At 65.1% G+C, this 23,783-nt stretch carries 16 protein-coding genes and 3 pseudogenes; 16 read left to right on the forward strand and 3 right to left on the reverse strand.

Translation table 11 applies throughout. The features are described 5' to 3' along the window. Positions 1-246 (reverse strand): transposase (locus BLR75_RS16230; protein WP_139207037.1); only part of this gene is annotated, 246 nt, incomplete at its 3' end. 466 nt (positions 247-712) lie between these two features. Between BLR75_RS16230 and BLR75_RS16235 the strand changes: the two genes are divergently transcribed. The 3 genes from BLR75_RS16235 to BLR75_RS27075 are packed head-to-tail and all read left to right on the forward strand — an operon-like array spanning position 713 to position 3,276. Next, positions 713-1,450 (forward strand): ABC-three component system protein, encoded by a 738-nt coding sequence (locus tag BLR75_RS16235; RefSeq protein WP_245726155.1) that lies wholly within the window; start codon positions 713-715, stop codon positions 1,448-1,450. Then, the gene (locus BLR75_RS16240) at positions 1,434-1,655 is read left to right on the forward strand and encodes an ABC-three component system middle component 7 (RefSeq protein ID WP_084310961.1); all 222 of its coding nucleotides are present in this window, start codon (positions 1,434-1,436) and stop codon (positions 1,653-1,655) included. The genes BLR75_RS16235 and BLR75_RS16240 overlap by 17 nt, the downstream gene beginning before the upstream one ends. Further along, on the forward strand, positions 1,648-3,276 hold the full coding sequence (locus tag BLR75_RS27075) for a DUF2326 domain-containing protein (RefSeq protein ID WP_084310963.1): 1,629 nt from the start codon (positions 1,648-1,650) through the stop codon (positions 3,274-3,276). The genes BLR75_RS16240 and BLR75_RS27075 overlap by 8 nt, the downstream gene beginning before the upstream one ends. 79 nt (positions 3,277-3,355) lie before the next feature. On the opposite strand, the pseudogene BLR75_RS26560 reads toward BLR75_RS27075, so the two are convergent. Together BLR75_RS26560 and BLR75_RS16250 are read right to left on the reverse strand one after the other, a co-directional pair. Beyond that, positions 3,356-3,483 (reverse strand): annotated as a pseudogene (locus BLR75_RS26560) (IS3 family transposase); the annotation flags it as partial. Between the two features lie 303 nt (positions 3,484-3,786). Continuing rightward, positions 3,787-5,073 carry an OmpP1/FadL family transporter gene (locus BLR75_RS16250; RefSeq protein ID WP_084310965.1) on the reverse strand — a complete coding sequence of 429 codons (1,287 nt, stop codon included), beginning with the start codon at positions 5,071-5,073 and terminating at the stop codon, positions 3,787-3,789. Between the two features lie 266 nt (positions 5,074-5,339). Here BLR75_RS16250 and BLR75_RS16255 point away from each other — a divergent pair, with 266 nt between their 5' ends. From BLR75_RS16255 to BLR75_RS27365, 13 genes and pseudogenes are all read left to right on the forward strand, one after another. Then, positions 5,340-6,317 (forward strand): AAA family ATPase, encoded by a 978-nt coding sequence (locus tag BLR75_RS16255; protein WP_084310967.1) that lies wholly within the window; start codon positions 5,340-5,342, stop codon positions 6,315-6,317. A 13-nt stretch (positions 6,318-6,330) separates the two neighbouring features. Continuing rightward, the gene (locus BLR75_RS16260) at positions 6,331-7,281 is read left to right on the forward strand and encodes a DUF58 domain-containing protein (protein ID WP_084310968.1); all 951 of its coding nucleotides are present in this window, start codon (positions 6,331-6,333) and stop codon (positions 7,279-7,281) included. Beyond that, the gene (locus tag BLR75_RS16265; RefSeq protein WP_084310970.1) at positions 7,278-7,784 is read left to right on the forward strand and encodes a DUF4381 domain-containing protein; all 507 of its coding nucleotides are present in this window, start codon (positions 7,278-7,280) and stop codon (positions 7,782-7,784) included. Before BLR75_RS16260 ends, BLR75_RS16265 begins: the two co-directional genes overlap by 4 nt. Further along, complete coding sequence (locus BLR75_RS16270; RefSeq protein WP_084310972.1) at positions 7,771-8,772, forward strand: vWA domain-containing protein; 1,002 nt, start codon at positions 7,771-7,773, stop codon at positions 8,770-8,772. Before BLR75_RS16265 ends, BLR75_RS16270 begins: the two co-directional genes overlap by 14 nt. A gap of 1 nt (position 8,773) precedes the next feature. Then, positions 8,774-10,372, forward strand: a complete 1,599-nt coding sequence (locus tag BLR75_RS16275) for a VWA domain-containing protein (RefSeq protein ID WP_084310973.1) — start codon at positions 8,774-8,776, stop codon at positions 10,370-10,372. After that, a complete protein-coding gene (locus BLR75_RS16280; protein ID WP_084310975.1) occupies positions 10,369-11,709 on the forward strand; it encodes a BatD family protein in 1,341 nt (446 codons plus the stop codon). The genes BLR75_RS16275 and BLR75_RS16280 overlap by 4 nt, the downstream gene beginning before the upstream one ends. Next, complete coding sequence (locus BLR75_RS16285; RefSeq protein ID WP_084310977.1) at positions 11,706-12,719, forward strand: HAD family hydrolase; 1,014 nt, start codon at positions 11,706-11,708, stop codon at positions 12,717-12,719. Before BLR75_RS16280 ends, BLR75_RS16285 begins: the two co-directional genes overlap by 4 nt. A 97-nt stretch (positions 12,720-12,816) precedes the next feature. Continuing rightward, a complete protein-coding gene (locus tag BLR75_RS16290; RefSeq protein WP_084310979.1) occupies positions 12,817-14,388 on the forward strand; it encodes an arylsulfatase in 1,572 nt (523 codons plus the stop codon). A 121-nt stretch (positions 14,389-14,509) separates the two neighbouring features. Next, on the forward strand, positions 14,510-17,023 hold the full coding sequence (locus BLR75_RS16295; protein WP_245726156.1) for a fused MFS/spermidine synthase: 2,514 nt from the start codon (positions 14,510-14,512) through the stop codon (positions 17,021-17,023). Between the two features lie 191 nt (positions 17,024-17,214). Beyond that, positions 17,215-19,107: a DUF1302 domain-containing protein gene (locus tag BLR75_RS16300; protein ID WP_084310983.1), complete on the forward strand. Its 1,893-nt coding sequence runs from the start codon at positions 17,215-17,217 to the stop codon at positions 19,105-19,107. Between the two features lie 17 nt (positions 19,108-19,124). Next, positions 19,125-20,495: a DUF1329 domain-containing protein gene (locus BLR75_RS16305; protein WP_084310985.1), complete on the forward strand. Its 1,371-nt coding sequence runs from the start codon at positions 19,125-19,127 to the stop codon at positions 20,493-20,495. Positions 20,496-21,363: 868 nt separating this feature from the next. Continuing rightward, positions 21,364-22,998 (forward strand): annotated as a pseudogene (locus BLR75_RS27430) (winged helix-turn-helix domain-containing protein); the annotation flags it as partial. Between the two features lie 123 nt (positions 22,999-23,121). Beyond that, positions 23,122-23,310: pseudogene (locus tag BLR75_RS27365) on the forward strand (response regulator transcription factor); the annotation flags it as partial. Positions 23,311-23,783 lie beyond the last annotated feature (473 nt).

The following is a 23,783-nucleotide window of genomic DNA, read 5'->3' on the forward strand; positions in this document are numbered from 1 at the left end:
CCGGCGACTGGACTGGATGCGATTGAGATAGCCGTAGATGTAGATCTTCAGGAGATCGGCAGGATGGTAAGCAGGTCTGCCCGTTTCCGCCGGGACGACACCGTCGAAACCCAACTGGCCGAGGTCGAGTTCATCGACGAACACATCGACCACCCGCACCGGGTTGGTGTCCGCGACGTAGTCATCCAGGCTCTCCGGAAGCAGCGTGCTTTGACCTCGATGTTCTCCCTGGATGAAACGCTTCATGGGCCGCCCTGCTGAGTTTGATTCCATCAAATCCGAGCAAGGTCGATGCCAACGTTTTTACACAGCCTGGGCCAAGAGCGGACAGTCACCCCACTCGCCCAGGAACAGCCATCTAAATCTAGCCATTTGGATATACCGGCCATGATGGCGAAATGGTATTTTCTGCCTCACAAGTGGAAAACAGGCACAAGGAATGTGGGATTCTGAACAGGCAGGTTGCGTAGGCGCCGTGTATACATCACCAGGCGCTGGCGTACCGCCAATCGAAAGCGTCTCGCTCCTATCCCAAACAGTCATAGGTATGCCCTCTCCATCACGTTGCATGGAGCGTTCGCTTGCCCGAGTCAACCACTCTAACATCAGCAAATTAGGGCATAGTTTAGCCCTGAATGGCATGCAGACAATTTAGGTTCAAAGGTTTGATATGGCGAATGCACGGATAACTTACCACCCTGAAGAGCACAGTATGCTTTACGCAGAGACAGGCGGCATATGTCCCCTCTGTGCTTGCGCAATTATATTTACCAAACCAGGCTCGAAAAATCCAAAAAAGGGTTATGAAGTAGCTCACATCTACCCTTTGAATCCAACTGCTGCACAAAAAATTGCACTTGCTAGTCACACGATGCCAGCCGACATCAATGATCTTGCTAACGTGATCTGCTTATGCCCAACCTGCCATAGAAAATATGACAAAGATTTCAAGATTGAAGAATACGACAGACTGCGAGCCATTAAGGATGGATTTATCCGGGATGCAAACGCAAGGAAGTCAATTTCAGAACACAGCCTCAGAGAAGAAATAAAAGAGCTAATTGAGAAAATATCTAATCTGGACGATGAAAGCCTGATCAGCTTCGATCTACAGCTCAATGCTTCTACCTTGAGTGAAAAGTTGAAAAAAGGAGCGAGCCCCGTCCTAAGGCGAAATATCCGAAATGATGTGGTGGACTATTTCGTAACCATCCAGGACGAGTTGCGACTACTGGAACAACGCGACCAAGCGGCAGTGAAAATGCTACTTAACCAAGTCAACACTTACTTCTGGGCGATGCATAGCGAGCATCCAGATAACAAAGATGCAATATTTAATTACATCGCCCAATGGATCAGCGCCAAAAGTGGCAAATCTATAGACGCCTCCAGAATCGTTACTTCATTCTTTGTACAGAACTGCGAGGTCTTCGATGCTAGTGCCAAGTAAATTCACAAAGCTTGAAGAATCCACCATTTTTAGAATGCACGCAATCCTTGCAGAAAAGCAGCCTGGCGATACAGTGGCGCAGATTTTCGCCAAGACTAGGGGGGAATTTCTAGATGCGTCTGAATTTCTTGTGGCGATGGACGTATTATTTTTCTTAGGTTATCTGGATGTCCAAGAAGACACTGGAGTGATTGACTATGCTTAAACAAATCAAATGCAATCTATTCAATCACAAACAGATCGACTTTCATGACGGGCTGAACATCATCTTGGGCGATGACGAAGCCAAGAACTCAATTGGCAAGTCATCAGCCCTCCTAGTGATTGATTTCGCAATGGGCGGAACCAGCCTCTTAGTAGACGACGCCGGCGTCATCAAGGCGTTGGGAGATCATTCATACGACATCACCTTTGAATTTAAAGGCGAACCCTTATTTGTTCGAAGATCAACTGAGCGACCTGATATTGTAGACGTTTGCGACTCCAAACACATAAAACATGACGAGATGTCCCTAGAGGCGTACAGAGAACACCTCAAGCGCCTTTACGGTCTATCTGGATTAGAGAGCACATTCCGCTCTATCGTTAGCCCATTTGCACGGATATGGAACAAAGGCGAGTCTGACCCAGATCATCCCTTGGCAGGAGCTTCCAAAGAAAAACTGAGCGCTGGCATATTCAGGCTGCTCGATCTATTTGAGCGCACCAGCGATGTTTCGGTGGAGCGCGCTGTACTACAGATATTGAAGGACAAGAAAGATCTAATGAAAAGGTCGATGACTGCGGAAATAATTCCTCGGATCACGACGACCCAATATAGATCAAACCAAAAACTGATCAAAGACAACGCGCAAGCCATTAGCGACCTCAAGGACAATTTTGCGGGAGCCATCACCGCGTACGAGGCTTTGTTCGACGAAAAGCTAAGAGAAATCCAACAGAGCAAAAACGAGTTAATAAAACAGCGGAGCCTAATTTCAGCCCGAAGAGAAAAACTTCAGAGAGACATCTCTGGACTATCCCCTCGCCTGACTGCAAATATCGCGCTTGTTGCTGAGTTCTTCCCTGAGGCTGACCTTGAGCGATTACAACAAGTAGAGCAATTCCACAAAAAAATTGGAAAGCTAGTTGGCAGAGAATTAAAAAACGAGCTTGAAGCCCTGCTTACTCAAGAGTCCGAGATCAATGGAAGCATTACCGATCTTGATCAGAAAATAAAGCTAGCACTCAATCTAAAGGGCACACCCACAGATATATTTGCAAAAGTTTTTGAACTTAAAGAAGTTACCGACAAAGCCAGGGAAGAAAATAAATTCTTTGAGCAGAAGACTTCCATTGACGAGAGCGAGGCGGCTTCTAAAGCTCGCCTTGATGCGATCTATGATCAAATCTTCCTCAGCATCGAATATTCTATCAATTCAGAACTCGAAGAGTTCAACAAAATCGTTTACGGCCCTGAGCGAAACCCTTCACAATTGCGAATTAAAAATGCCAACTCTTATAGCTTTACATCACCACTAGATACTGGTACGGGTAAGTCTTACGCCGGTTTGGTTGGCTTTGATATTGCGGTGCTGTCACTCACGAACCTGCCCTTCATCATCCATGACTCAATGATCTACAAAAATATTGAGATCTCTGCAACTGAGAACATTATCCGAATTCTAAGCGCCTTCAAGAAAAAACAAATATTCCTTGCTTTTGACGAGGCGAAAAAATTCAACACGGAAACCCAGAAAACCTTGCAGTCAAATAAAGTATTGCAATTGAACCGCGACCAACTGCTTTACATTAAAGATTGGCGAACAAAAGAGAAGAGGACGTAAGCTCAGAGACTGCCTGGGGCGTGTCGTGTACCACCGCACTCCGCGCCTCTATGCTTGAGCCATCAATTCTGTAGTGGTCACCCATCCCGGACAGTGGGTTAAGTTCTTCTTCGGCCACGCCGGGCGGTAGCCCGTCGCTGAATTGATGCGACTTTATTGCATCAGGTAATGACTGATGTCCTGCTGTGCCTCCAAGGCTGTTACATAACTCATCGCCCGAATCAGGAAGAAGGACGACTGATTTATTTTTCGGCAGTCACCGGCCGCTCCTGGCCGCTCCTGGCCGCCTTCTGCCGGTTTACTTCTATTCAGCAACCCGCCTCGGGGCTCGCCCCGGCCACCTGGCCCGGCGTGGAGCCGCTTGTTCATGCTCCCAACCACCGACGCGCTGGTGACGAAAAATACGTGCTTGCGCGTAGCGCGTAAGCATCGATTACTGCACCGGCGTCGCTTGTCCACATGACTTGGGCAAACAACGAGTGCCACCCGTGCCCGCCAGGGCGTGGGCTGCTAGAACCGCCACACCGCGCCGCCGCCGAGGATGTGCAGCATGGCGTTGTCGTAGGTGCCGGAAAGCGTGGTGCCGGAGCGCCGCTTGGTCTGGTCCACGTCCATGTCGCCGAGCCAGACCAGGGTGTAGGCGAAGTGCAGGTCCAGCCCTTCGTCGAGGGCGTAGTTGACCCCGGCGGCCAGGCGCCAGGTGTCGTTCATGGGGTTGTCCACGGTGCGGTCGTCGTCGTCCACCGCCGAGCTGTCGTAGCCCACGCCCATGCTCCAGCGCAGCTGGGGCGAGGCCTGGTACTGCGCGCCGAGGGAGGCGTGCCAGGTGTCCTTGTACTGGCGGTCGACGGTGCGGCTGACGTCGGTGGCGTCCGCGTCGATCTCGACGCCGAACTGGCCGAACTCGCTCCAGTCCTGCCAGCCGAGGCTGCCGAGCAGCTTCCACTCGGCATCGAGATCGTGGGCGACGCTGAAGGTCACGGTCTGCGGCACCGTCACGTCCAGCTCCAGCTTGTCCACGTCCAGGCGGCGCAGGGCGAGGTTCAGCAGCGGGTTGCTGATGCCGTCGAGGTCCGGGCTGTCGCGGAACTCCAGGTCGATCTTGCTGGTGTAGGCGAGGCCGATGCGGGTCCGTTCGTTGACCCGGTAGAGCAGGCCGAGATTGAAGCCGGCCCCGGTGTCGGTGTCCTGGTATTCCAGCTGGCCGTCCGGCCGGTTGGCCAGGCCCAGCAGGTTGTTGTCGATGCCGACTTCGGTGCGGTAGTAGCCGAGCATGATGCGCGGGCCGAAGCCGACGGAGAGGTCGTCGGTGAACTTGTGGGCGATGGTCGGCTGGAAGGAGATGCCGATGATCGCCGCGTCCTGGGTGAAGTAGCGGCCGGCCCAGTCGTCGTCGTAGTCCAGCGCCAGGCCGAAGTTGCCGTACATGCCGAAGCCGACGGCATTGCGCTCGTCGATCTGGTGGCTGATGAACAGGCTGGCGCCGGGCAGGTACTGCAGCGCGTTGCCGCCCTCGTTGCCGGCGAACTGGTTGCCGTCGTCGCGGGAAAACTTGATGTGGCCGAGGATCAGTTGACCGTTGACGTTCAGCTGGGTGCCCTTCAGTTCGGTGATCCCGGCGGGGTTGCTCATCAGCACGCTGGGGTCGCTGGCCAGTGCGGCGGCGCCGGCATTGGCCAGGCCGGCGCTTTCCTGGCCGGCTTCGTAGAGCATGTCGCCGCCGGCCCAGGCTCCAGCCGGCAGCAGGCCGAATGCACAGGCCAGTAGCGGAATGCGGGAATGTCGGGGCTTCGTCATGGGGCTTCCTCTGCTGGGCGAATGCTCTTGGAGCCAGACTAGATGCTCGCTCCGGTTGCGCAACTGCCGCATGGGCTTCCCGATAGCCGAAAAACGCAGTAGATGGCAGCGGATCGGGGGCGATTCGCAATCGGCCGTCTACAGTTACCCGAACCGGCAGTCCCGCGGGGCGCGGTCCATCGGCGTGACAGGCGGAGAGCCTGCAGGGAGTACGCCCGTTTCCAGCGCCTGGTCGGTTGCAGGCGCCGTCACAAGGGAGTGAGCCCGTGAGCGTGCGTGAACAGATCCAGTCCCTCGAACAGAGCGTCGGGCAATCGGTTCTCGGCCAGGAACAGACCATTCGCCACGTGCTGCTCGGCCTGCTCGCCAATGGTCACCTGTTGCTGGAAGGCCTGCCCGGGCTGGCCAAGACACGCACGGTCAAGGCGCTGGCGAGGCAGCTGGATGCGCAGATGAGCCGCATCCAGTTCACCCCCGACCTGCTGCCGTCGGACATCACCGGCGCCGAGATTCTCCAGCAGGCCGAAGGTCGCAACGAGATCAGGTTCCAGGCCGGACCGCTGTTCGGCAACGTGATCCTCGCCGACGAGATCAACCGCGCCCCGGCCAAGGTCCAGGCGGCGCTGCTGGAGGCCATGGAGGAGCGGCAGATCACGGTCGCCGGCACGACCCACGCGATGCCCGGCCTGTTCATGGTGCTGGCGACGCAGAACCCCATCGAACAGGAAGGCACCTATCCGCTGCCCGAGGCGCAGATGGACCGCTTCCTGATGAAGCTGATGATCGACTACCCCAAGGTAGAGGACGAAACCCGCGTGCTGCGCATGCTGCGCGACGAGGAACAGCAGCAGACGGCAGGCGATGCGCAGGAGCAGGCCCGACTGGCCCAGGACGCCATCTTCGCCGCGCGCCGGGAGGTCAGCGCGGTGTACGTCTCCGAGGCCATCGACCGCTACCTGATCGACCTGATCAACGCGACCCGCCGGCCCGCCGACTACGACGCCGACCTGGCGCGCTGGGTCAACATCGGCGCCAGCCCGCGCGGCGGCATCAGCCTGGACCGGGTGTCGCGCGCCCACGCCTGGCTGAGCGGCAACGACTTCGTTTCGCCGGACGACGTGCGCGCCGTATCGCATCCGGTGCTGCGCCATCGCCTGCAGCTGTCCTACGACGCGGTGGCCGATGGCGTGAGCGCCGACCAGGTGATCGACCGCCTGCTCGACAAGGTGGCGATTCCGGCCTGAAGGGGAGGGCGCCATGCCGCAGAACGCACCCGTCGCCGATGGCTTCGTCTACGTGTCGCTGTCCCAGCTGATGGCGCAGGAGCACCGCGCCCGCGGGCTCAGCTTCGTCGCGCGCCAGCCGCTGTCCAGCGTGCTTTCCGGCAACCACGCATCGCGCCTGCGCGGACGCGGGCTGAGCTTCGACGAACTGCGCCACTACATCCCCGGCGACGACCTGCGCCATATCGATGCGAAAGCCTCGCTGCGCTACGGCAAGCCTTTCGTGCGCACCTTCACCGAGGAACGCGACCGGCCGACCCTGCTGCTGGTGGACCAGCGCATGAGCATGTATTTCGGCTCGCAGCGCAGCTTCAAGTCGGCGACCGCCGCGGAGCTGGGAGCGATCGCGGCCTGGATGGCCTTCCACGCCGGCGACCGCGTCGGTGGCATGGTCTTCGGCGACCAGCGCATCGACCACGTTCGCCCGTTGCGCAGCCGTACCCGGGTCGAGGCGCTGCTCGCCGCCATCGTCGGCAACAACCATGCGCTGAGCGCCAGCGAGCCGGACGCGGCGGAGCCGGGCCAGCTCGACCGGGTCCTGCGCCGCTGCCTGGGCGTCGCCAGCCACGATCACCTCATCTGCATCATCAGCGATTTCGCCGGCGTCGGGCCGCAGACCCTGCAGCTGTTGCGCCAGCTGAACGCGCACAACGACGTGATCGCCGTCCAGGTCTACGACCCGCTGGCGCTGAAGGTGCCCGAGCGCGGGCGGATACGGGTGACCCAGGGCGAGTTGCAGGTCGAGCTGGAAATGGAGCGCCGCCAGGTGCAGCGCCCGCTGGGCGAATTCCTCGCCGGCCGATTGCAGGAGGTCGCCACGCTGTTGCGCCGCAGCCGGGTGCCGCTGCTGATGATCGATACCGGCGGGGACGCGCTGGAACAGTTGCGCCGCGAGCTGGGCCGCCTGGCGGGAGCGCCGCGATGAGTACCGATGCGCGCCCGGACATTTCTCAGCTGCAGGACATGGCGGACCCGGCGCCGGTGGTCAGCTATTTCCCGCAGACCTGGGGCTGGCTGGCGCTGGCGGTATTGCTGGCCATGCTGCTGGCGGGCTGGCTGCTGATGCGGCGGCGCCGCCGGGAGCGCGAACGCTATCGCCGGGAAGCCCTGCAGCGTCTCGACGAGCTGGCACGGGACCTCGGCAGCGCGGAGACGCGCCTGGCGGCATTGCGCGAGTTGCCCGAGCTGCTCAAGCGCGTGGCGCTGTCGATGCCGCAGGGGCCCGCCGTCGAGCGTCTGGGTGGTGCCGAGTGGCAGGCATTCCTGCAACGCCACGCCGGTACGGCGCTGCCGGCGGATTTCGCCCAGCGCATGTCATTGCTGTCCTATGCCCCTGCCGAACGCGTGCAGGCCATACCTGACAAGGAAGTGCAGGTCCTGCTGGACAGCACCCGCCACTGGATCGAGGCGCACCATGTGGCAGTTTGAGTACCCCTGGGCGTTCCTGCTGCTGCCATTGCCGCTGCTGGTCCGCCGGCTGCTCGCCGAGTACCGCGAATCGCGCAGCGCCCTGCGCGTGCCGTTCTTCATCGGCATGAGCCGCGCCGCCGGCCACGCGCCGGGGCGGGCAGGAGGGAGCGGTGGCCGCTGGCAGACGGCGCTCAACCTGCTGGTGTGGCTGCTGCTGCTCGCCGCCTGCGCCCGGCCGGTGTGGGTGGAAAGGCCCATCGAGCGGGAGCGGCCGATCCGCGACCTGATGCTCGCCATCGACATTTCGCAGTCCATGGAAGCCACCGACTACACCGACGCTTCCGGCCAGCGCATCGACCGGCTGAGCGCGGTGAAGAACGTGGTGCGCGACTTCATCGCCCGGCGCAAGGACGACCGCATCGGGCTGATCGTCTTCGGCACCGGCGCCTATCCGCAGGCGCCGCTGACCCTGGATCACGCCAGCCTGTCGCTGCTGCTCGACGAGGTCGGCATCGGCATGGCCGGGCCGAATACCGCGCTCGGCGACGCCATCGGCCTGACCATCAAGCTGCTGCAGGACGCCAGGGAGCAGGAAAAGGTGCTGATCCTGCTCACCGACGGCAACGACACCGGCAGCGCCATCGCCCCCGACCACGCGGCGCAGATGGCCCGCGACCAGGGCATCGTGGTGCACACCATCGGCATCGGCGACCCCGGGGCCAGCGGCGACGACAAGGTCGACCTGCAGGCCTTGCGCGACATCGCCCGCACCACCGGCGGCCGCTTCTTCCAGGCCGGCGACAGCGGCGCACTGCAGGAGGTCTACGCGACCCTCGACCGGATCACCCCGCACAAGGTGAAGACCTTCAGCCACCAACCCCGGCGCGATCTGTTCTGGATGCCGCTGGGCGTGGCGCTGCTCCTGCAGGCGGCCTGCCAGGGGCTGGCGGCCCTTGCGGCGCAACTATCGTCGGCGCGGCAGCGGCGAGCGGAAGGGGAGGCCTGAGATGAATCTCGATTTCAGCGCCTTCCATTTCCTGCGTCCGCTCTGGCTGCTGCTGATCGTGCCGGGGCTGCTGTTCCCCCTGCTGTGGCTGCGCCGGCATGACCTCGCGCGCCAGCTCGACGGCATCATCGCCCCGCACCTGCTCGGCCTGCTGGTGATCGCGCCGCGGGACGAGCGTCGCCTGCGGCCGGTGCATCTGCTGGGTGTCCTGCTGGTGCTCGGCGCGGTCGCCGCCGCCGGGCCGACCTGGGAGCAGGACCGTCCCGACTTCGTCGACGATCGCGCCCCGCTGATCCTGGCGCTGGACCTGTCGCCCTCGATGGATGCCGACGACCTGCCACCCTCGCGCCTCTCCGCCGCCAAGCACAAGCTGCATGACCTCATCCAGCGCCGGGCGGGGGCGCGCACCGCGCTGCTGGCCTATGCCGGCAGCGCCCATGTGGTGCTGCCGGCCACGGACGATCCGGCGCTGCTGGATACCTTCCTGCAGGCGCTGTCCACCGACCTCATCGATACGGCCGGGAAGGACGTGCTCGGGGTGATCGACGAGGCCCGGCGCCTTCTGGAAGCCGAGCGCTCGCCCGGCACCCTGGTGCTGCTGACCGATGGCGCCGACTCCGGCCAGTTCGACGGGATCGGCAAGCGCCTGCAGGGCAGTGGCCTGCAGGTGCTGGTTCTCGCGGTCGGCGCGCAGGATGGCGGCATGCTGCGCGATGCCCATGGACAGCCGCGGGTGGATGCCGACGGCCGTCCGCTGCTCGCCCGCTTCGATGCAGCGGCCATCAGGCAACTGGCCAGTGCAGCCGACGCGCCGCTGGGCAGCCTGACCCTGAACGACGACGACCTCGACTGGATCGAGCTGCACGCCCGCCAGCACTTCCAGGCCGCCAGCGACGATGCGCAGGAGGTGCACTGGAAGGACGCCGGCTACTGGCTGTGCTGGCCGCTGGCGCTGGTCGGGCTGTACTGCATGCGCCGTGGCTGGCGGGTGCACTGGCTGGCCGGCGTGGCGCTGGCGGTGAGCCTGGGCCTGCCATCCGCGCCGGCGCGGGCCGGAGTGCTGGCGGACGCCTTCTTCACCGCCGACCAGCAGGGCCGCTGGGCCTACGAACACCGGCACTTCCCGCAGGCGGCGGCGCATTTCGCCGATCCGTTCTGGAAAGGCCTGGCAGCCTACCGCGCGGCGGATTTCGACGCCGCCCTGGCCAGCTTCGCGCGGCTGGACAGCGCGCCGGCGTACTTCTACCTCGGCAACAGCTATGTGCGCCTGTCGCGGTTCCCGCAGGCCATCGCCGCCTACCGCAAGGCGCTGCAACTGCAGCCGGACTTCCCCGAGGCGAAGGCCAACCTGGCGCTGGCCGAGGCGCTGGAGAAGGCGCGCGAATCGCAGCAGGAAGCCGGAAACCCGGACGAGAAGCCCGACAAGGTGGAGTTCGACAACGAGCCCGGCAAGGGCAAGAAGGTGCAGCAGAAGACCGCGCAGGCGACTTCGGACCAGCTGTGGCTGCAGAACCTGAACACCTCGCCGGCGCAGTTCCTCAAGCGCAAGTTCCTCCTGCAGCAGGCGGCGCGCCGGCCGGACGCGGGAGGTGCGCCATGAGATGGCTGGCCCTGCTGTTGGCATTGATCGCCACCCTCGCGGCGGCCGCCGAACCCGAGGTGAGGGTGCGGACCCGGCTGGCGCAGGCGGATTCGCCCATGGTCGGCGGAACGCTGGAACTGCAGGTCGACCTGCTGGTGGATACCTGGTTCAGCAGCCCGCCGCAGCTGCAGAAACTGGAGCTGGAGGGCGCGCTGGTCTCGGCGCCGAGCAGCGAGGCGACCCACCTCACCGAACAGATCGACGGCCGGAAGTTCTTCGGCCTGCGCTTCGTCTACCGGATCAGTCCGCAGCGGGCGCAGCGCTTCGACATTCCGGCGCTGGACATCCAGGTCCAGCCGGGGCAGGGCAGTGGTCCGCTGACGCTCAGGACCGAGCCGCAGAGCTTCGTCGCCCGGCAGATGGGCGGGGCGGGTGACATGCAGGGGCTGGTGGCGCAGAGCGTGGAGTTCACCCAGCAGGTCGAGCCTTCCCACGATCCGCTGCGGGTCGGCGACAGCGTCACGCGGCGCCTCAGCGTGCGCGCCGAGGGCGCCCAGGCGATGCTGATCCCGCCGCCCGGATTCGCCGAGGTGGAGGGGCTGAAACGCTATGTGCAGACGCCCTCGGTGAAGCCGCTCGGCGACGGGCGCGGCACCGTCATCGGCGGCTCCCGCGACGACGCGGTCACCTACGTGGTGGGCGAAGGCGGGAAATTCCGCCTGCCGGCCATCGAACTGCGCTGGCGGGACGCCGGCACCGGCGAGGAACGCCGAGCCTCGGTGCCGGAGGTGACGATCGAGGCGAAGGCCGGCGCCGCCTACCAGGCGCCGTTCTCCATCGCCGACGATCTGCGCGAACTGGGCCGCAAGGCGCAGGTGCGCATCGCCGGCCACTGGTTGCTGGCTGCCTGCGTGCTGCTCGTCGCGGGCGCCGCGTTCCATTTCGGCCGGCCCTGGATCGCCGGCGTCACCCGGACATGGCGGCAGTGGCGCGAACGGCGCCGGCAGGCCTGGCTGGATTCCGCCGAGCACGCCTGGCGCCAGGCGCGACGGCAGCTGGCGGCACGGCCGCTGCGACTCGACGCGCTGTACCTGTGGATTCGCCGGAGCACCGGCAGCCTCGACCTTGTCGCACTATTGCGACCAGTGTCGGCGACCTTGTCGGATCGTTTGCTAGCCTTCCTCGCAGGCCGCTACGGCCGGCGTGCTGGCTCGGACGCCGGGCTTGAAGACGCGCTACCCGAGCTTCGCCGGACCCTTGCCCGGCAGCCTGCCGATGCGCAGCCACGAGGGGGGCTGAAGGCGCTGAATCCGCGAGGCTCCCAACGATTCGCACAAAACAGGGATGAACCATGAACCAGACAAACCGACTGCATGTATTTCGCTGGATATTCGCTGTGCTGCTGGTCCTGCCGCTGCTCGGCCAGGCGGCCGAGCCGCTGGCGTCGTGGAACGACGGGCCTTCACGACGGGCCATCGAGGAATTCGTCAGCGCCACCACCACCCAGGGCAGCAAGGACTTCATCCCGGTCGCCGAACGCATCGCCGTGTTCGACAACGACGGCACCCTGTGGAGCGAACAGCCGATGTACTTCCAGGTGCTGTTCGCCTTCGACGAGGCCAGGCGCATGGCGCCGCAGCATCCGGAATGGAAGGAGAAGCAGCCGTTCAAGGCGCTGCTGGAAGGCGACAGGGAAACCCTGGCCGCCAGCGGCATGCACGGGCTGCTGGAGATCGTCGGGGCGACCCACACCAACATGACCAGCGAGGCCTTCGCCGCCAACGCCGAACGCTGGCTGGCCAGTGCCAAACACCCGCGCAGCGGCAAGCCCTACACCGAGATGGTCTTCCAGCCGATGCTGGAGCTGCTCGACTACCTGCGCGCGCACGGCTTCAAGACCTGGATCGTTTCCGGCGGCGAGGTGGCCTTCATGCGCACCTTCGCCGAGGAGGTCTACGGCATTCCGCCGGAGCAGGTGATCGGCACCACCTTCGCCAGCCAGTTCCAGGACAAGGACGGCCAGCTGTCGATCCTGCGCCTGCCGAAGCTCGCCCATAACGACGACGGCCCGGGCAAGCCGGAAAGCATCGAATCGATCATCGGCCGCCGCCCGGTGTTCGCCTTCGGCAACTCCGACGGCGACCTGCAGATGCTGCAATGGACCATGGCCGGCCCGGGCCGGCGCTTTGCCGGGCTGGTGCGCCACACCGACGGCAAGCGCGAGTGGGCCTATGACCGCGAGAGCAAGGTGGGGCGCCTGGACAAGGCGCTCGACGCCGCGACGAGCAACAACTGGGTTGTGGTGGACATGGCCAGCGAATGGTCGCGCGTCTATCCGTTCGACACGGAGCCCAGCAAACCCTGAGAGCCGCAGGAGCACGGAGATACGCAGCCGGGCAGTCGCCATCTTCAGTGTACGTAGTCGTGGGTCACGACATGTAACCGGAATGGAGAACATCCAAATGAAGCGCAGAGGAAGATGGTTACCCAGGCTTGCCCTCGTGGCGACCGCGCTGGCGGGAATTTCGAGCGCGGGCGCCGCGGACAAGCCGAACATCCTGGTGATCTTCGGCGACGATATCGGCCAGACCAACATCAGCGCCTACTCGTTCGGCGTGGTCGGCTACAAGACACCGAATATCGACCGCATCGCCAAGGAAGGCATGATGTTCACCGACTACTACGCGGAGAACAGCTGCACCGCCGGGCGCTCCACCTTCATCACCGGGCAGTCGATTCTGCGCACCGGGCTGTCCAAGGTGGGCATGCCGGGTGTACCAGTCGGCCTGCAGGACCGCGACGTGACCATCGCCCAGGCGCTCAAGGCGCACGGCTATGCCACCGGCCAGTTCGGCAAGAACCACCTCGGTGACCGTGACGAGTACCTGCCGACCAACCACGGTTTCGACGAGTTCTTCGGCAACCTTTACCACCTCAATGCCGAGGAGGAGCCGGAGCGTCCGTACTGGCCGAAGGACGACGAAGCCTTCACCAAGGCGGCTTCGCCGCGCGGGGTGATCAAGTCCAGCGCCGACGGCAAGGTCGAGGACACCGGTGCGCTGAACAGCAAGCGCATGGAAACCATCGACGACGAGACCACCCAGGCCGCGATCAACTTCATCGACAAGCAGGTCAAGGCCGACAAGCCGTTCTTCGTCTGGATGAACACCACGCGCATGCATGCGTTCACCCATGTGCGGGAATCCATGCAGGGCCAGAGCGGCATGCCGGGCAACGAGTACGCCGACGGCATGCTCGAACACGACGGCGACGTCGGCAAGCTGCTGAAGACGCTGGACGACCTGAAGATCGCCGACAACACCATCGTCGTCTACACCACCGACAACGGTCCGAACCAGTGGTCCTGGCCGGATGCGGCGACCACGCCGTTCCGCAACGAGAAGAACTCCAACTGGGAAGGCGCCTACCGGGTGCCGGCGATCATCCGCTGGCCCAACCACGTCAAGCCGGGAACGGTATCGACCCAGATGTTCTCCGGGCTGGACTGGTTCCCGACCCTGCTCGCCGCGGTGGGTGACACCGACATCAAGGAACGCCTGCTCAAGGGCGCGGATATCGGCGGCAAGACCTTCAAGGTGCACCTGGATGGCTTCAACCAGCTGGACTACGTGACCGGCAAGTCCGACAAGAGCGCCCGCAACGAGTTCTATTACTTCAATGACGAAGCCGAACTGGTGGGCATGCGCTTCAACGACTGGAAGATCGTCTGGTGCGAACAGCGCGCACCGGGTGGCCTGCAGGTCTGGAGTGAGCCGTTCACCTGCCTGCGGGTGCCCAAGCTGTTCAACCTGCGCATGGACCCCTACGAGCGGGCGGACGTGGTTTCCGACCAGTACTACGACTGGCTGACCAAGAACGACTACCTGCTGTTCCAGGGTACGCGCAAGGCGGCGGCCTTCCTGCAGACCTTCGTCGAATATCCGCCAAGCCAGCGTCCGGCGAGCTTCAGCATCGACCAGATCCGTGCCGACGTGGACAAGAAGATCGAAGAGAAGATGAAGCAGAAGCAATAGTCCTGCGCCAGCGTGCCGCTACTGGAAAGGCACCCGACACCCGCGGCGGTTCGCCCCGCCGCGGGTTTTCCCTGATCCGACAAGGTCCAGTCCGATGTCCTCAGCCGGAAGTTCGTCTCCCATGTCTCCCCGCGTGGCGGTCGCTGCGGGTGCCCGCAAGCGCTTGACCCTGCGGCTCCTGCTCCCCGCAGCCCTGTTGTTCGTCTCCGGCGCCGCCGCGCTGGTCTACCAGGTGCTCTGGGTCAAGCAGCTTTCCCTGGTGGTGGGGGTGGAGGTCTACGCCGTCACCACCGGCATCAGTGCCTTCTTCGCCGGGCTGGCCCTGGGCGGGCTGGTGTTCGGCCGCTGGGCCGACCGGCTGCGCCGGCCCGTGCGCCTGTACGCCGGGCTGGAGCTGGGCGTGGCGCTGCTCGGCATCGGCGCAACCCTTGCCCTGGCCCACGCGGCCGGCCCGTTCGCCCGGCTGGAAGAGCGGATCGGCGCGCTCGCCTGGCTGCTGCCGTTCGCCCTGGTCGGCCTGCCCGCGTTCCTCATGGGCGGCACGCTGCCGGTGCTGGTGCGCGCCCTGGCGCCGCCCGCCGGACAACTGGGCGAAGCCGGCGGCCGGCTGTATGCGGCGAATACCGCCGGCGCCATCGGCGGGACGTTGCTGGCCGCCTTCGTGTTGCTGCCGCAGCTCGGCGTGACCGGCAGCGCCTGCGCCGCCGCGCTGCTCAACCTGCTCGCCGCGGGCGGCGCCTGGCTGGCCCGGCGCGGCGACGAACGCCTGCCCGAACCGGCGCGACCGCAGCCTGCGCCGCGCCCGACGGCGGCGCGCCTGGCCATCGCCCTGTACTGCGTGGCCGGTGGCGTGGCGCTGGGCTACGAGGTGGTGTGGACGCAATCCATCGTGCAGTTCATGAGCACGCGCACCTATGCCTTCGCCATGGTGCTCGCCACCTATCTGGCCGGGCTGGTGCTGGGCAGTGCGCTGTACGCCCGCCGCGCCGACCGCATTGGCGATCCGTGGGGGCTGTTTGGCGTGCTGATCGCCGTCGCCGGGCTGCTCGCCCTGCTGCAGATCGCCGGCCTCGATCGCTGGCTGGTGTTCGCCCAGACGCGCGCCGAACTGTGGATGCTGCAACTCACCGGCAGCGAACTGGCCGGCATGTGCACGCGCTTCGCGGTCGCGGCGCTGTGCGTGGTGTTCCTGCCGACCACCCTTCTCGGCGCCGCGTTTCCCCTGGCCCTGCGCCTGGCGGTGGACAGCGGGCATGTCGGCCGCGATGTCGGCGCGGTGGTGGCGCTCAATACCCTGGGCGGAATCGTCGGGGTGATGCTCACCGGCTTCCTGCTGGTGCCCGGCATCGGCCTGGTGCGGACCCTGGCGGTGCTCGCCGTGCTGGCGGCAGCCGTCGGCTGCGTCGCCGTCTGGCGCGGGCCGCAGGTCACCGCGGGCATGCGCCGGACGGTCATCGCCATCTGCCTGGCGACGCTGGCCGCCGGCGTGCTGACACCGCCGCAGCGCCTGGCCGAACTGCTGCCCGGTGCGCGCAACGGCCGTATCGCGTTCTACGAGGAAGGGCGGGGCGGCACCGTGGCGGTGGTGGCCCAGGGGCGCGAGGGGCGCGAATTCAATCGCCTGTATATCCAGGGGGTGTCGAATACCGGGGACTCCATGCCGTCGCTGCGCTACATGCGCCTGCAGGCGCTGCTGCCGCTGCTGATCCATCGGGGCGAGCCGCGCTCGGCGCTGGTCATCGGCTTCGGCACCGGCATCACCGCCGGCGCCATGCTGCGCCATCCCGGCCTGCAGCGGCCGGTGGTTGCCGAACTGCTGCCGGAGGTGCTGCAGGCGGCCCATCTGTTCAGGGGCAACTATGGCGCGATCGACGACCCGCGCCTGGACATCCGCCTGCGCGATGGCCGCCGGGAACTGCTGCGCAGCGCCGAGCGCTACGACGTGATCACTCTGGAACCGCCGCCGCCCTCGGCCGCCGGGGTGGTCAACCTGTACTCGCGGGACTTCTACCAGCTGGCCGCCGCCCGTCTGCAGCCGGGCGGGCTGTTCGCCCAGTGGCTGCCGTTGCCGACGCAGAACACCGGGGACAGCCGCTCGCTGGTGCGCAGCTTCACGGACGTTTTCCCCCATGCCTCGCTGTGGACCACCGAGTTCCACGAGATGCTGCTGATCGGCTCGCTGGAGCCGCAGGTGCTGGATGCCGAACGCATCCGCCAGCGCTTCGAACAACCGGACGTCGCCGCCACCCTGCGCGAAGTCGGGGTGGATTCCGCCGCGGCGCTGCTGGCCACGCGGGTGACCGGCCGCGAGGGGCTGCTGCGTTTCGCCGGCGAGGCGCGGCCGGTCACCGACGACCAGCCGCGCATCGAATACGCCCCCTGGGTCCGCCCGAAGGAAATCACCCGCGTCCTGCCGGAACTGCTGTCGCTGCGCGAGCCCCCGCCGCTGCAGGGCGCGGACGAGGCGGTGCGCGCGGCAATCGGTGACGAGTGGCGGTCCCTGAGGCGTTTCTACGGGCTGGTCCTGCACGCCTACAACGGCAACCGCGCGGCCTGGGCCCGGGAGGCCCGGGAAGTCGTGCGCAACGACGGGAACAATCCGTATTACCGCTGGTTCATCGGCGGAGGCGATTGATCCGCTCCTGCCGTCGGTCCTTTTTGCCCGTGCCACCGCCCGCGCTTCCACGGCCAGACCCGTGGGATTCCGGGTCGTGGACGGGCATTCATCCCAAAGTATGAATTTGCGAATCACTACTTCGTCGCTTACGTGCGCGGGTTACGACTGTTTAGCTTTCGCGGCCACCAAACACCCAACAGGGGAGCCGCATGAAAACAACAACAGCGCGCGCCGAATTCAGACTGAAAGCGCTGGCCGTCGCCATTACGCTCGGCTGCATCGCCGAGGCACAGGGCGTCACCTTCAACATGGGAGAGATCGAGGGAAGCTTCGATTCCTCGCTGTCCATCGGTGCCAGCTGGGCTGTGCGCGGTGGAGATCCGGACCTGATCGGGGTCAACAACGGCGGCAAGGGCCTGTCGCAGACCTCCGACGACGGCCACCTGAACTTCAAGAAGGGCGAGACCTTCTCGAAGATCTTCAAGGGCATCCATGACCTCGAACTGAAGTACGGCGACAGCGGGATGTTCCTGCGCGGCAAGTACTGGTACGACTTCGAACTGAAGGACGAGCACCGCCTGTTCAAGGACATCGACGACAGCGGCCGCAAGGAGGGCGCCAAGTCCGCCGGCGGCCAGCTGCTCGACGCCTTCGTCTACCACAACTACAGCATCGCCGATCAGCCGGGCTCGGTACGCCTGGGCAAGCAGGTGGTGAGCTGGGGCGAAAGCACCTTCATCCAGAACGGCATCAACTCGATCAACCCGATCGACGTTTCCGCCTTCCGCCGCCCGGGCGCCGAGATCAAGGAAGGCCTGATCCCGGTGAACATGTTCTACCTGTCGCAGAGCCTGACCGACAACCTGTCCGCCGAGGCCTTCTACCAGATCGAGTGGGACCAGACCGTCATCGACAACTGCGGCACCTTCTTCTCCCAGCCGGACGTGGCTGCCGACGGCTGCACCGACAACCTCCGCGTGCTGACCAACAACCTCGCGGCGGGACAGGCGATCAACGCCGCGCTGCCCGGCACCGCCTTCGACATCGACCAGAACGGCGAGGGCACCCTGGTCCGCCGCGCCGGCGACCGCGACGCGCGCGACAGCGGGCAGTGGGGGATGGCGCTGCGCTACATGTTCGATCCGCTGGACACCGAATTCGGCGCCTACTACATGAACTACCACAGCCGCGCGCCCTTCCTAGGCACCTCGGCGCCGGGGCAGAGGCTCTACAACATCGCGGCGCAGGCCGGCGCCGGCGCGCCGCTGGTGGTCGCCGGGAACGCCAGCTACTTCATGGAATATCCCGAGGACATCCACCTGTACGGCCTGAGCTTCTCCACCACGCTGCCCACCGGCACCGCGTGGAGCGGCGAGATCAGCTACCGGCCGAACGCGCCGGTGCAGCTGAACACCACCGATCTGCTGTTCGCCAACGTCGCCCCGCTGGCGGCGCTAAGCCCGGCCTTCGCCGCCTTCGGCAACGCCTCGGTTCTGGAAGCCACGCCAGGCTCCGACCTGCACGGCTACGAGCGCAAGGAAATCACCCAGTTCCAGACCACCCTGGTGCACTTCTTCGACCAGGTGATGGGCGCCGAACGGGTGACGCTGGTGGGCGAACTGGGTGTGGTGCATGTCGGCGGGCTGGAATCCACCAGCCAGGCGCGCTATGGCCGCGATCCGGTATTCGGCCCGGGCCCGCTGCCGGCGACCGGCCCGGTGAATACCTGCCGCGCGCTGAACCAGTCGACCATCACCGGCGCGGCGGGCACTCCCAACTTCGCCAACCTCACCAGCAACTGCACGGACGACGGTTTCGTGACCAGCACTTCCTGGGGTTACCGCGCCCGCGCCATCTGGGACTACAACGACGTCTTCGCCGGGGTGAACCTGCGGCCGAACGTCAGCTGGTCCCACGACGTCGACGGCTACGGCCCGAACGGGTTGTTCAACGAGGGCAACAAGGCCGTCAGCCTCGGCCTGGATGCCGACTACGCCAACACCTACACCGCCAGCCTTTCCTACACGGATTTCTTCGGTGGCGACTTCAACACCTCGATTGACCGTGACTTCGTCGCATTCAGTCTCGGTATGAACTTCTGAAGCAGGAGATCACGCACATGCTTTCCACTCGAACCTTGCTCAAGACCGGGACCCTGGCCCTTTCGCTGCTCGCCGGCAGCGTGATGGCCGCGGTTCCCGCCGACCAGGTCGCCAAGCTGGGCACCTCCCTGACGCCCATGGGCGCGGAGAAGGCCGGCAATGCCGACGGCACCATCCCCGCCTGGACCGGAGGCCTGCCGGCCAATGCCGGCGCGGTGGACGCCAAGGGCTTCCTGGCCGATCCCTTCGCCAGCGAGAAGCCGCTGTTCACCATCACCGCGGCCAACGCCGAGCAGTACAAGGACAAGCTGACCGCCGGCCAGATGGCGATGTTCAAGCGCTACCCGGATACCTACAAAATTCCGGTCTACCCGAGCCATCGCACCGCGGCCCTGCCGGACGAGATGTACCAGGCGATCCGCGCCAGCGCCGGGAAGACCGAGCTGGTCGGCGGCGGCAACGGCCTGAAGAACTTCGACAGCCACTACTACGCCTTCCCGATCCCGCAGTCCGGCGTCGAGGTGGTGTGGAACCACGAGACCCGTTACCGCGGCGGTAACATCCACCGTTACATCACCCGCGTGCAGCCGCAGGTGAGCGGCTCCTTCACCATGGTCCATTTCGAGGACGAGATTTCCTATCCGGCCAACCTGCCCGATCTCGACAAGGCGAAAGGGGAGAATGCCCTGTTCTACTTCATCCAGCGGGTGAACGCCCCGGCGCGCCTGGCCGGCAACGTGCTGCTGGTGCACGAGACCATCGACCAGGTCAAGGAACCGCGCCAGGCATGGCTCTACAACGCCGGCCAGCGCCGCGTGCGGCGCGCGCCCCAGGTGGCCTACGACGGCCCGGCGACCGCCGCCGACGGCATGGCGACCTCCGACAACTACGACATGTACAACGGCTCGCCGGACCGCTACGACTGGAAACTGGTCGGCAAGAAGGAACTGTACATCCCCTACAACAGCTACAAGCTCGATTCGCCGAAGCTGAAGTACGAGGACATCATCAAGCCCGGCCACATCAACCAGGACCTGACCCGCTACGAGCTGCATCGTGTCTGGCACGTGGTCGCCACCCTGAAGCAGGGTGAGCGCCACATCTATGCCAAGCGCGACATGTACTTCGACGAGGACACCTGGCAGCTGGCCGAGGTCGACCACTACGACGGCCGCGGCCAGCTCTGGCGCGTGGCCGAGGGACACGCGCAGCAGTACTACCACCACAAGGTGCCCGGCTATACCGCCGAAACCCTGTACGACCTGGTTTCCGGCCGTTACTCGGTACTCGGCCTGAAGAACGAGGAGAAGCAGAGCATCGTCTTCGGCGCCAAGGCCGTGGCCGGCGACTACACCCCCGCCGCACTGCGCCAGACCGGCGTGCGCTGAGCGCCAGCCGGGTCATCGAGCAACTCCTGATTGGGGCGGCCTGCGGGCCGCCTTCTCTTTTTCTGGTGCCTGGCGATGCGCTTCCTGCAGGAGCCAGCTTGCTGGCGATCCGAGGTTTCCCGCACCGCCGATGCATCTGGTGCATGCGAATGATCGCCAGCAAGCTGGCTCCTACGAAGAGCGATCCTGTCCGCCCGCCGGAATTCACGAAGTGCATTCCCGGCCTGCGATCCGTACCATACTTGCCCCCACGCTTTCGCTGTCTCCAACGAGTGACGCCATGCCCACGGCGAGAAACGAAACCAGCCTGCCCAGCGCTCCGCCCCTGCCTGCCGGGTTCCTGCCGCGTCCCCGTCTCAGCGCGGCGCTGCTCGCCGCCCGCAGCCGCCTGCGCCTGATTTGCGCCCCCGCCGGCAGCGGCAAGAGCTTCCTGCTGCGCGAATGCGCGCAAGCCTGCCCGGACGACACCCGCCTGTACTGGCTCGATCTCCGTGGCCAGCCGCTCGGCGACGGAGAGTTTCTCCAGCTGCTGGCCGCCACCCTCGGCCTCGATCGCAGCGACCTCGGTTCGATCCAGGGGCACCTGATGCGGCAGACCAGCCCGATCTGGCTGATGCTCGACGATCTCCCACGCTTCCCCGATGAGCGCCTGGACGCCTGCCTCGACCGGCTCCTGCAGATGTCGCCGCCCTGCGTGTCCTGGTGGATCGCCAGCCGCCGGCGGCCGGCCTGCAAGCTGGAACGCCTGCTGCTGGAAGGCGATCTGTTCGAGCTCGGCATGGCGGATCTGGCACTGAATCCCGCCGAACTCGGCGAACTGCTCGACAGCCTCGGCTGCGATGCCCAGGGCCCGATGATCGACATGCTGATGGTCCAGACCGCCGGCTGGTACGCCGGCGTCCGCCTGCGCCTGCATGGCCTCGAACCGGGCCAGCCGCTGGAAAGCGCACGGGGCAGCCAGCTCGTCCGCAGCTATCTGGAGCGCGAGGTGCTGGACGAGCTGCCCGGGGACCTGCGCCAGGCGCTCGGCACGCTCGCCTGCCTGCGCGAGTTCGACGCTTCGCTGTGCGAGCACCTGCTGGGGATGGGCGAGGGCGCGCAACTGCTGCGGCGCCTGCAGGAATGCGGCGCGTTCATCGAGACGCTGGACAGCGATGCCGGCGTGTATCGTGTGCATCCGGCCATCGCCCCCGTGCTGGCGGCGGACATCGCCGAAGGACCGCGGCGGGCGCTGTACCGCCATGCCTGCCAATGGGCGGCCGGCAGGGAGCAGGTTCGCGAGGCCATCGACTACGCGCTGCTGGCCGACCAGCTCGAAGTGGCCGCCAGCCTGCTGCAGCGCTTCACCAGGGACCGGCTGTTGCAGGGCCGTCATCTGGCCTGCGTGCTGGAATGGCGCAACGAACTGCCGGACGAACTGCTCGCCAGCACGCCGCGCCTGCTGATCCTCAACGCCTGGGCGCTGATCATCAGCGGCCGGCTGGACGAGGCCGAGCTGTGCGCCCGGCAGCTGCAACGCTTCCTGCCGCAACCGAACGCCCGCCGCCAGCGCGAGCTGCTGGCGCAGTGCCAGGCGCTGGTCGGCAAGCTCGAATATCACCGGGGCAGGGTGAATGCCCCGCACATGGCCGAAGCGGCTGCCCATCTGGCCGAGGCGGCCTGGGCACAGCGCGTGCTGCTGCTGACCGCACTGATCGAACTGGAGCTGGCGGAAGGCCGGGTCGAGTCGGCCGAAGCGCTCAACCACGATGCCGTCAAGCTGGCGCGCAAGCACCGTAGCCGTGTGCTGGAAGGCGTATTGCTGCTGCAGCGGGTGCACCTGCTGGAGATTCGCGGCGAGCTGAAGGCCGCGCTCAGCCTGATCGAGCAACTGCACGCGGAACTGAACGCGGAGTGGAAGGGCGAGGCCACCCCCCTGCGCGGCCGGGTGCAGTTGCGCCGTGCGGCCATCCTCGTGCGGATGGGGCAGTACGCCCAGGCGCGGGAACTCTACCAGGCGGGACTGCAGGAATGCCTGGACTGCGAGGACCCCGCCGCCTGCTGGGGCTATATCGGCCTGGCCGAACTGGACGCGGCGGAGAACGCGTTACCGCAGGCGAACACCCGGCTGATCGACGGCGAGCGCCTGCTGCAGTTTCGCAACATCACCGAACCGCTGTACCAGAGCCTGCTGGTCCTGGGCCATGCCCGGCTGTGGCTGCAGGAAGGCCAGGTCGAGCGGGCGCGCAGCGTGCTGGAAGAGTGCCTCGCCCAGTTCAGCGGGCCGGAGGAACGCAAGCCGCCCTATGGCAGCCCCGAGCTGGTGCAGCGGCTTCGACTGGCGCTGGCGCAGGTGCGCCTGGCCGCCGGCGAGAGCGTGATCGAGCCACTCGAAGCCATGCTGCGCGAGGCGCTGGCGGAAGGGCGTCAGGTGCTGGCCTGCGAACTGTGGTTCGTCCTCGCCGAGGCCTGCTACGCGGAAGGCCAGCAGGGCAGGGCGCAGCGGGCGCTGCTCGACGGCATGGCTCTGTCGCGCCGGATCGGCCTGGTCAGCGCCGAGCAGTTCTGCGCCCTGCGCAATCCCGGGCTGGTCCGCTGGGGCAAGGAAACCCTCTGCGCCGAAGGCCAGTCCCCGGTGGCCGTGCTGCTCAGCCGGCGCGAGCTTTCCGTGCTGGAGATGATCGCCCAGGGGCTGTCCAACCACGAGATCGCCGAACGCCTGTTCATCTCCCTGCACACGGTGAAGAGCCACGCCCAGCGCATCAACGCCAAGCTCGGCGTGGAGCGCCGCACCCAGGCCATCGTCCGCGCCAAGGAGCTGGGGCTGGTGAAGTGATTCCGATTGGCGGGTTTCACCCGCCCTACGCAAAACGGTCACGCAGAACCTGTAGCGGGCCATGCCCGTGACATCGCGGCCGGTCGTGGGCATGGCCCACTCCTACAAAAAAGCACTATCCGGCCACACCGGCGCTGAAGGAAAACCGGATCGCCAGCAAGAACTAGGCGTCCCCCTGGCTCCTACAGGTCCGCTGTCAACCGGGCCATGTCTGCGAGCGCAGGGGAAAACCTGTAGGAAGCGGGCCATGCCCGCGACATCGCGGCCGGTCGTGGGCATGGCCCATTCCTACAAGAAGCACTATCCGGCCACACCGGCGCTGAAGGAAAACCGGATCGCCAGCAAGAACTAGGCGTCCCCCTGGCTCCTACAGGTCCGCTGTCAACCGGGCCATGTCTGCGAGCGCAGGGGAAACCTGTAGGAGCGGGCCATGCCCGCGACATCGCGGTCGGTCGTGGACATGGCCCACTCCT

It is taken from the genome of Pseudomonas jinjuensis (genome assembly GCF_900103845.1).
Taxonomy (GTDB): Bacteria; Pseudomonadota; Gammaproteobacteria; order Pseudomonadales; family Pseudomonadaceae; genus Pseudomonas; species Pseudomonas jinjuensis.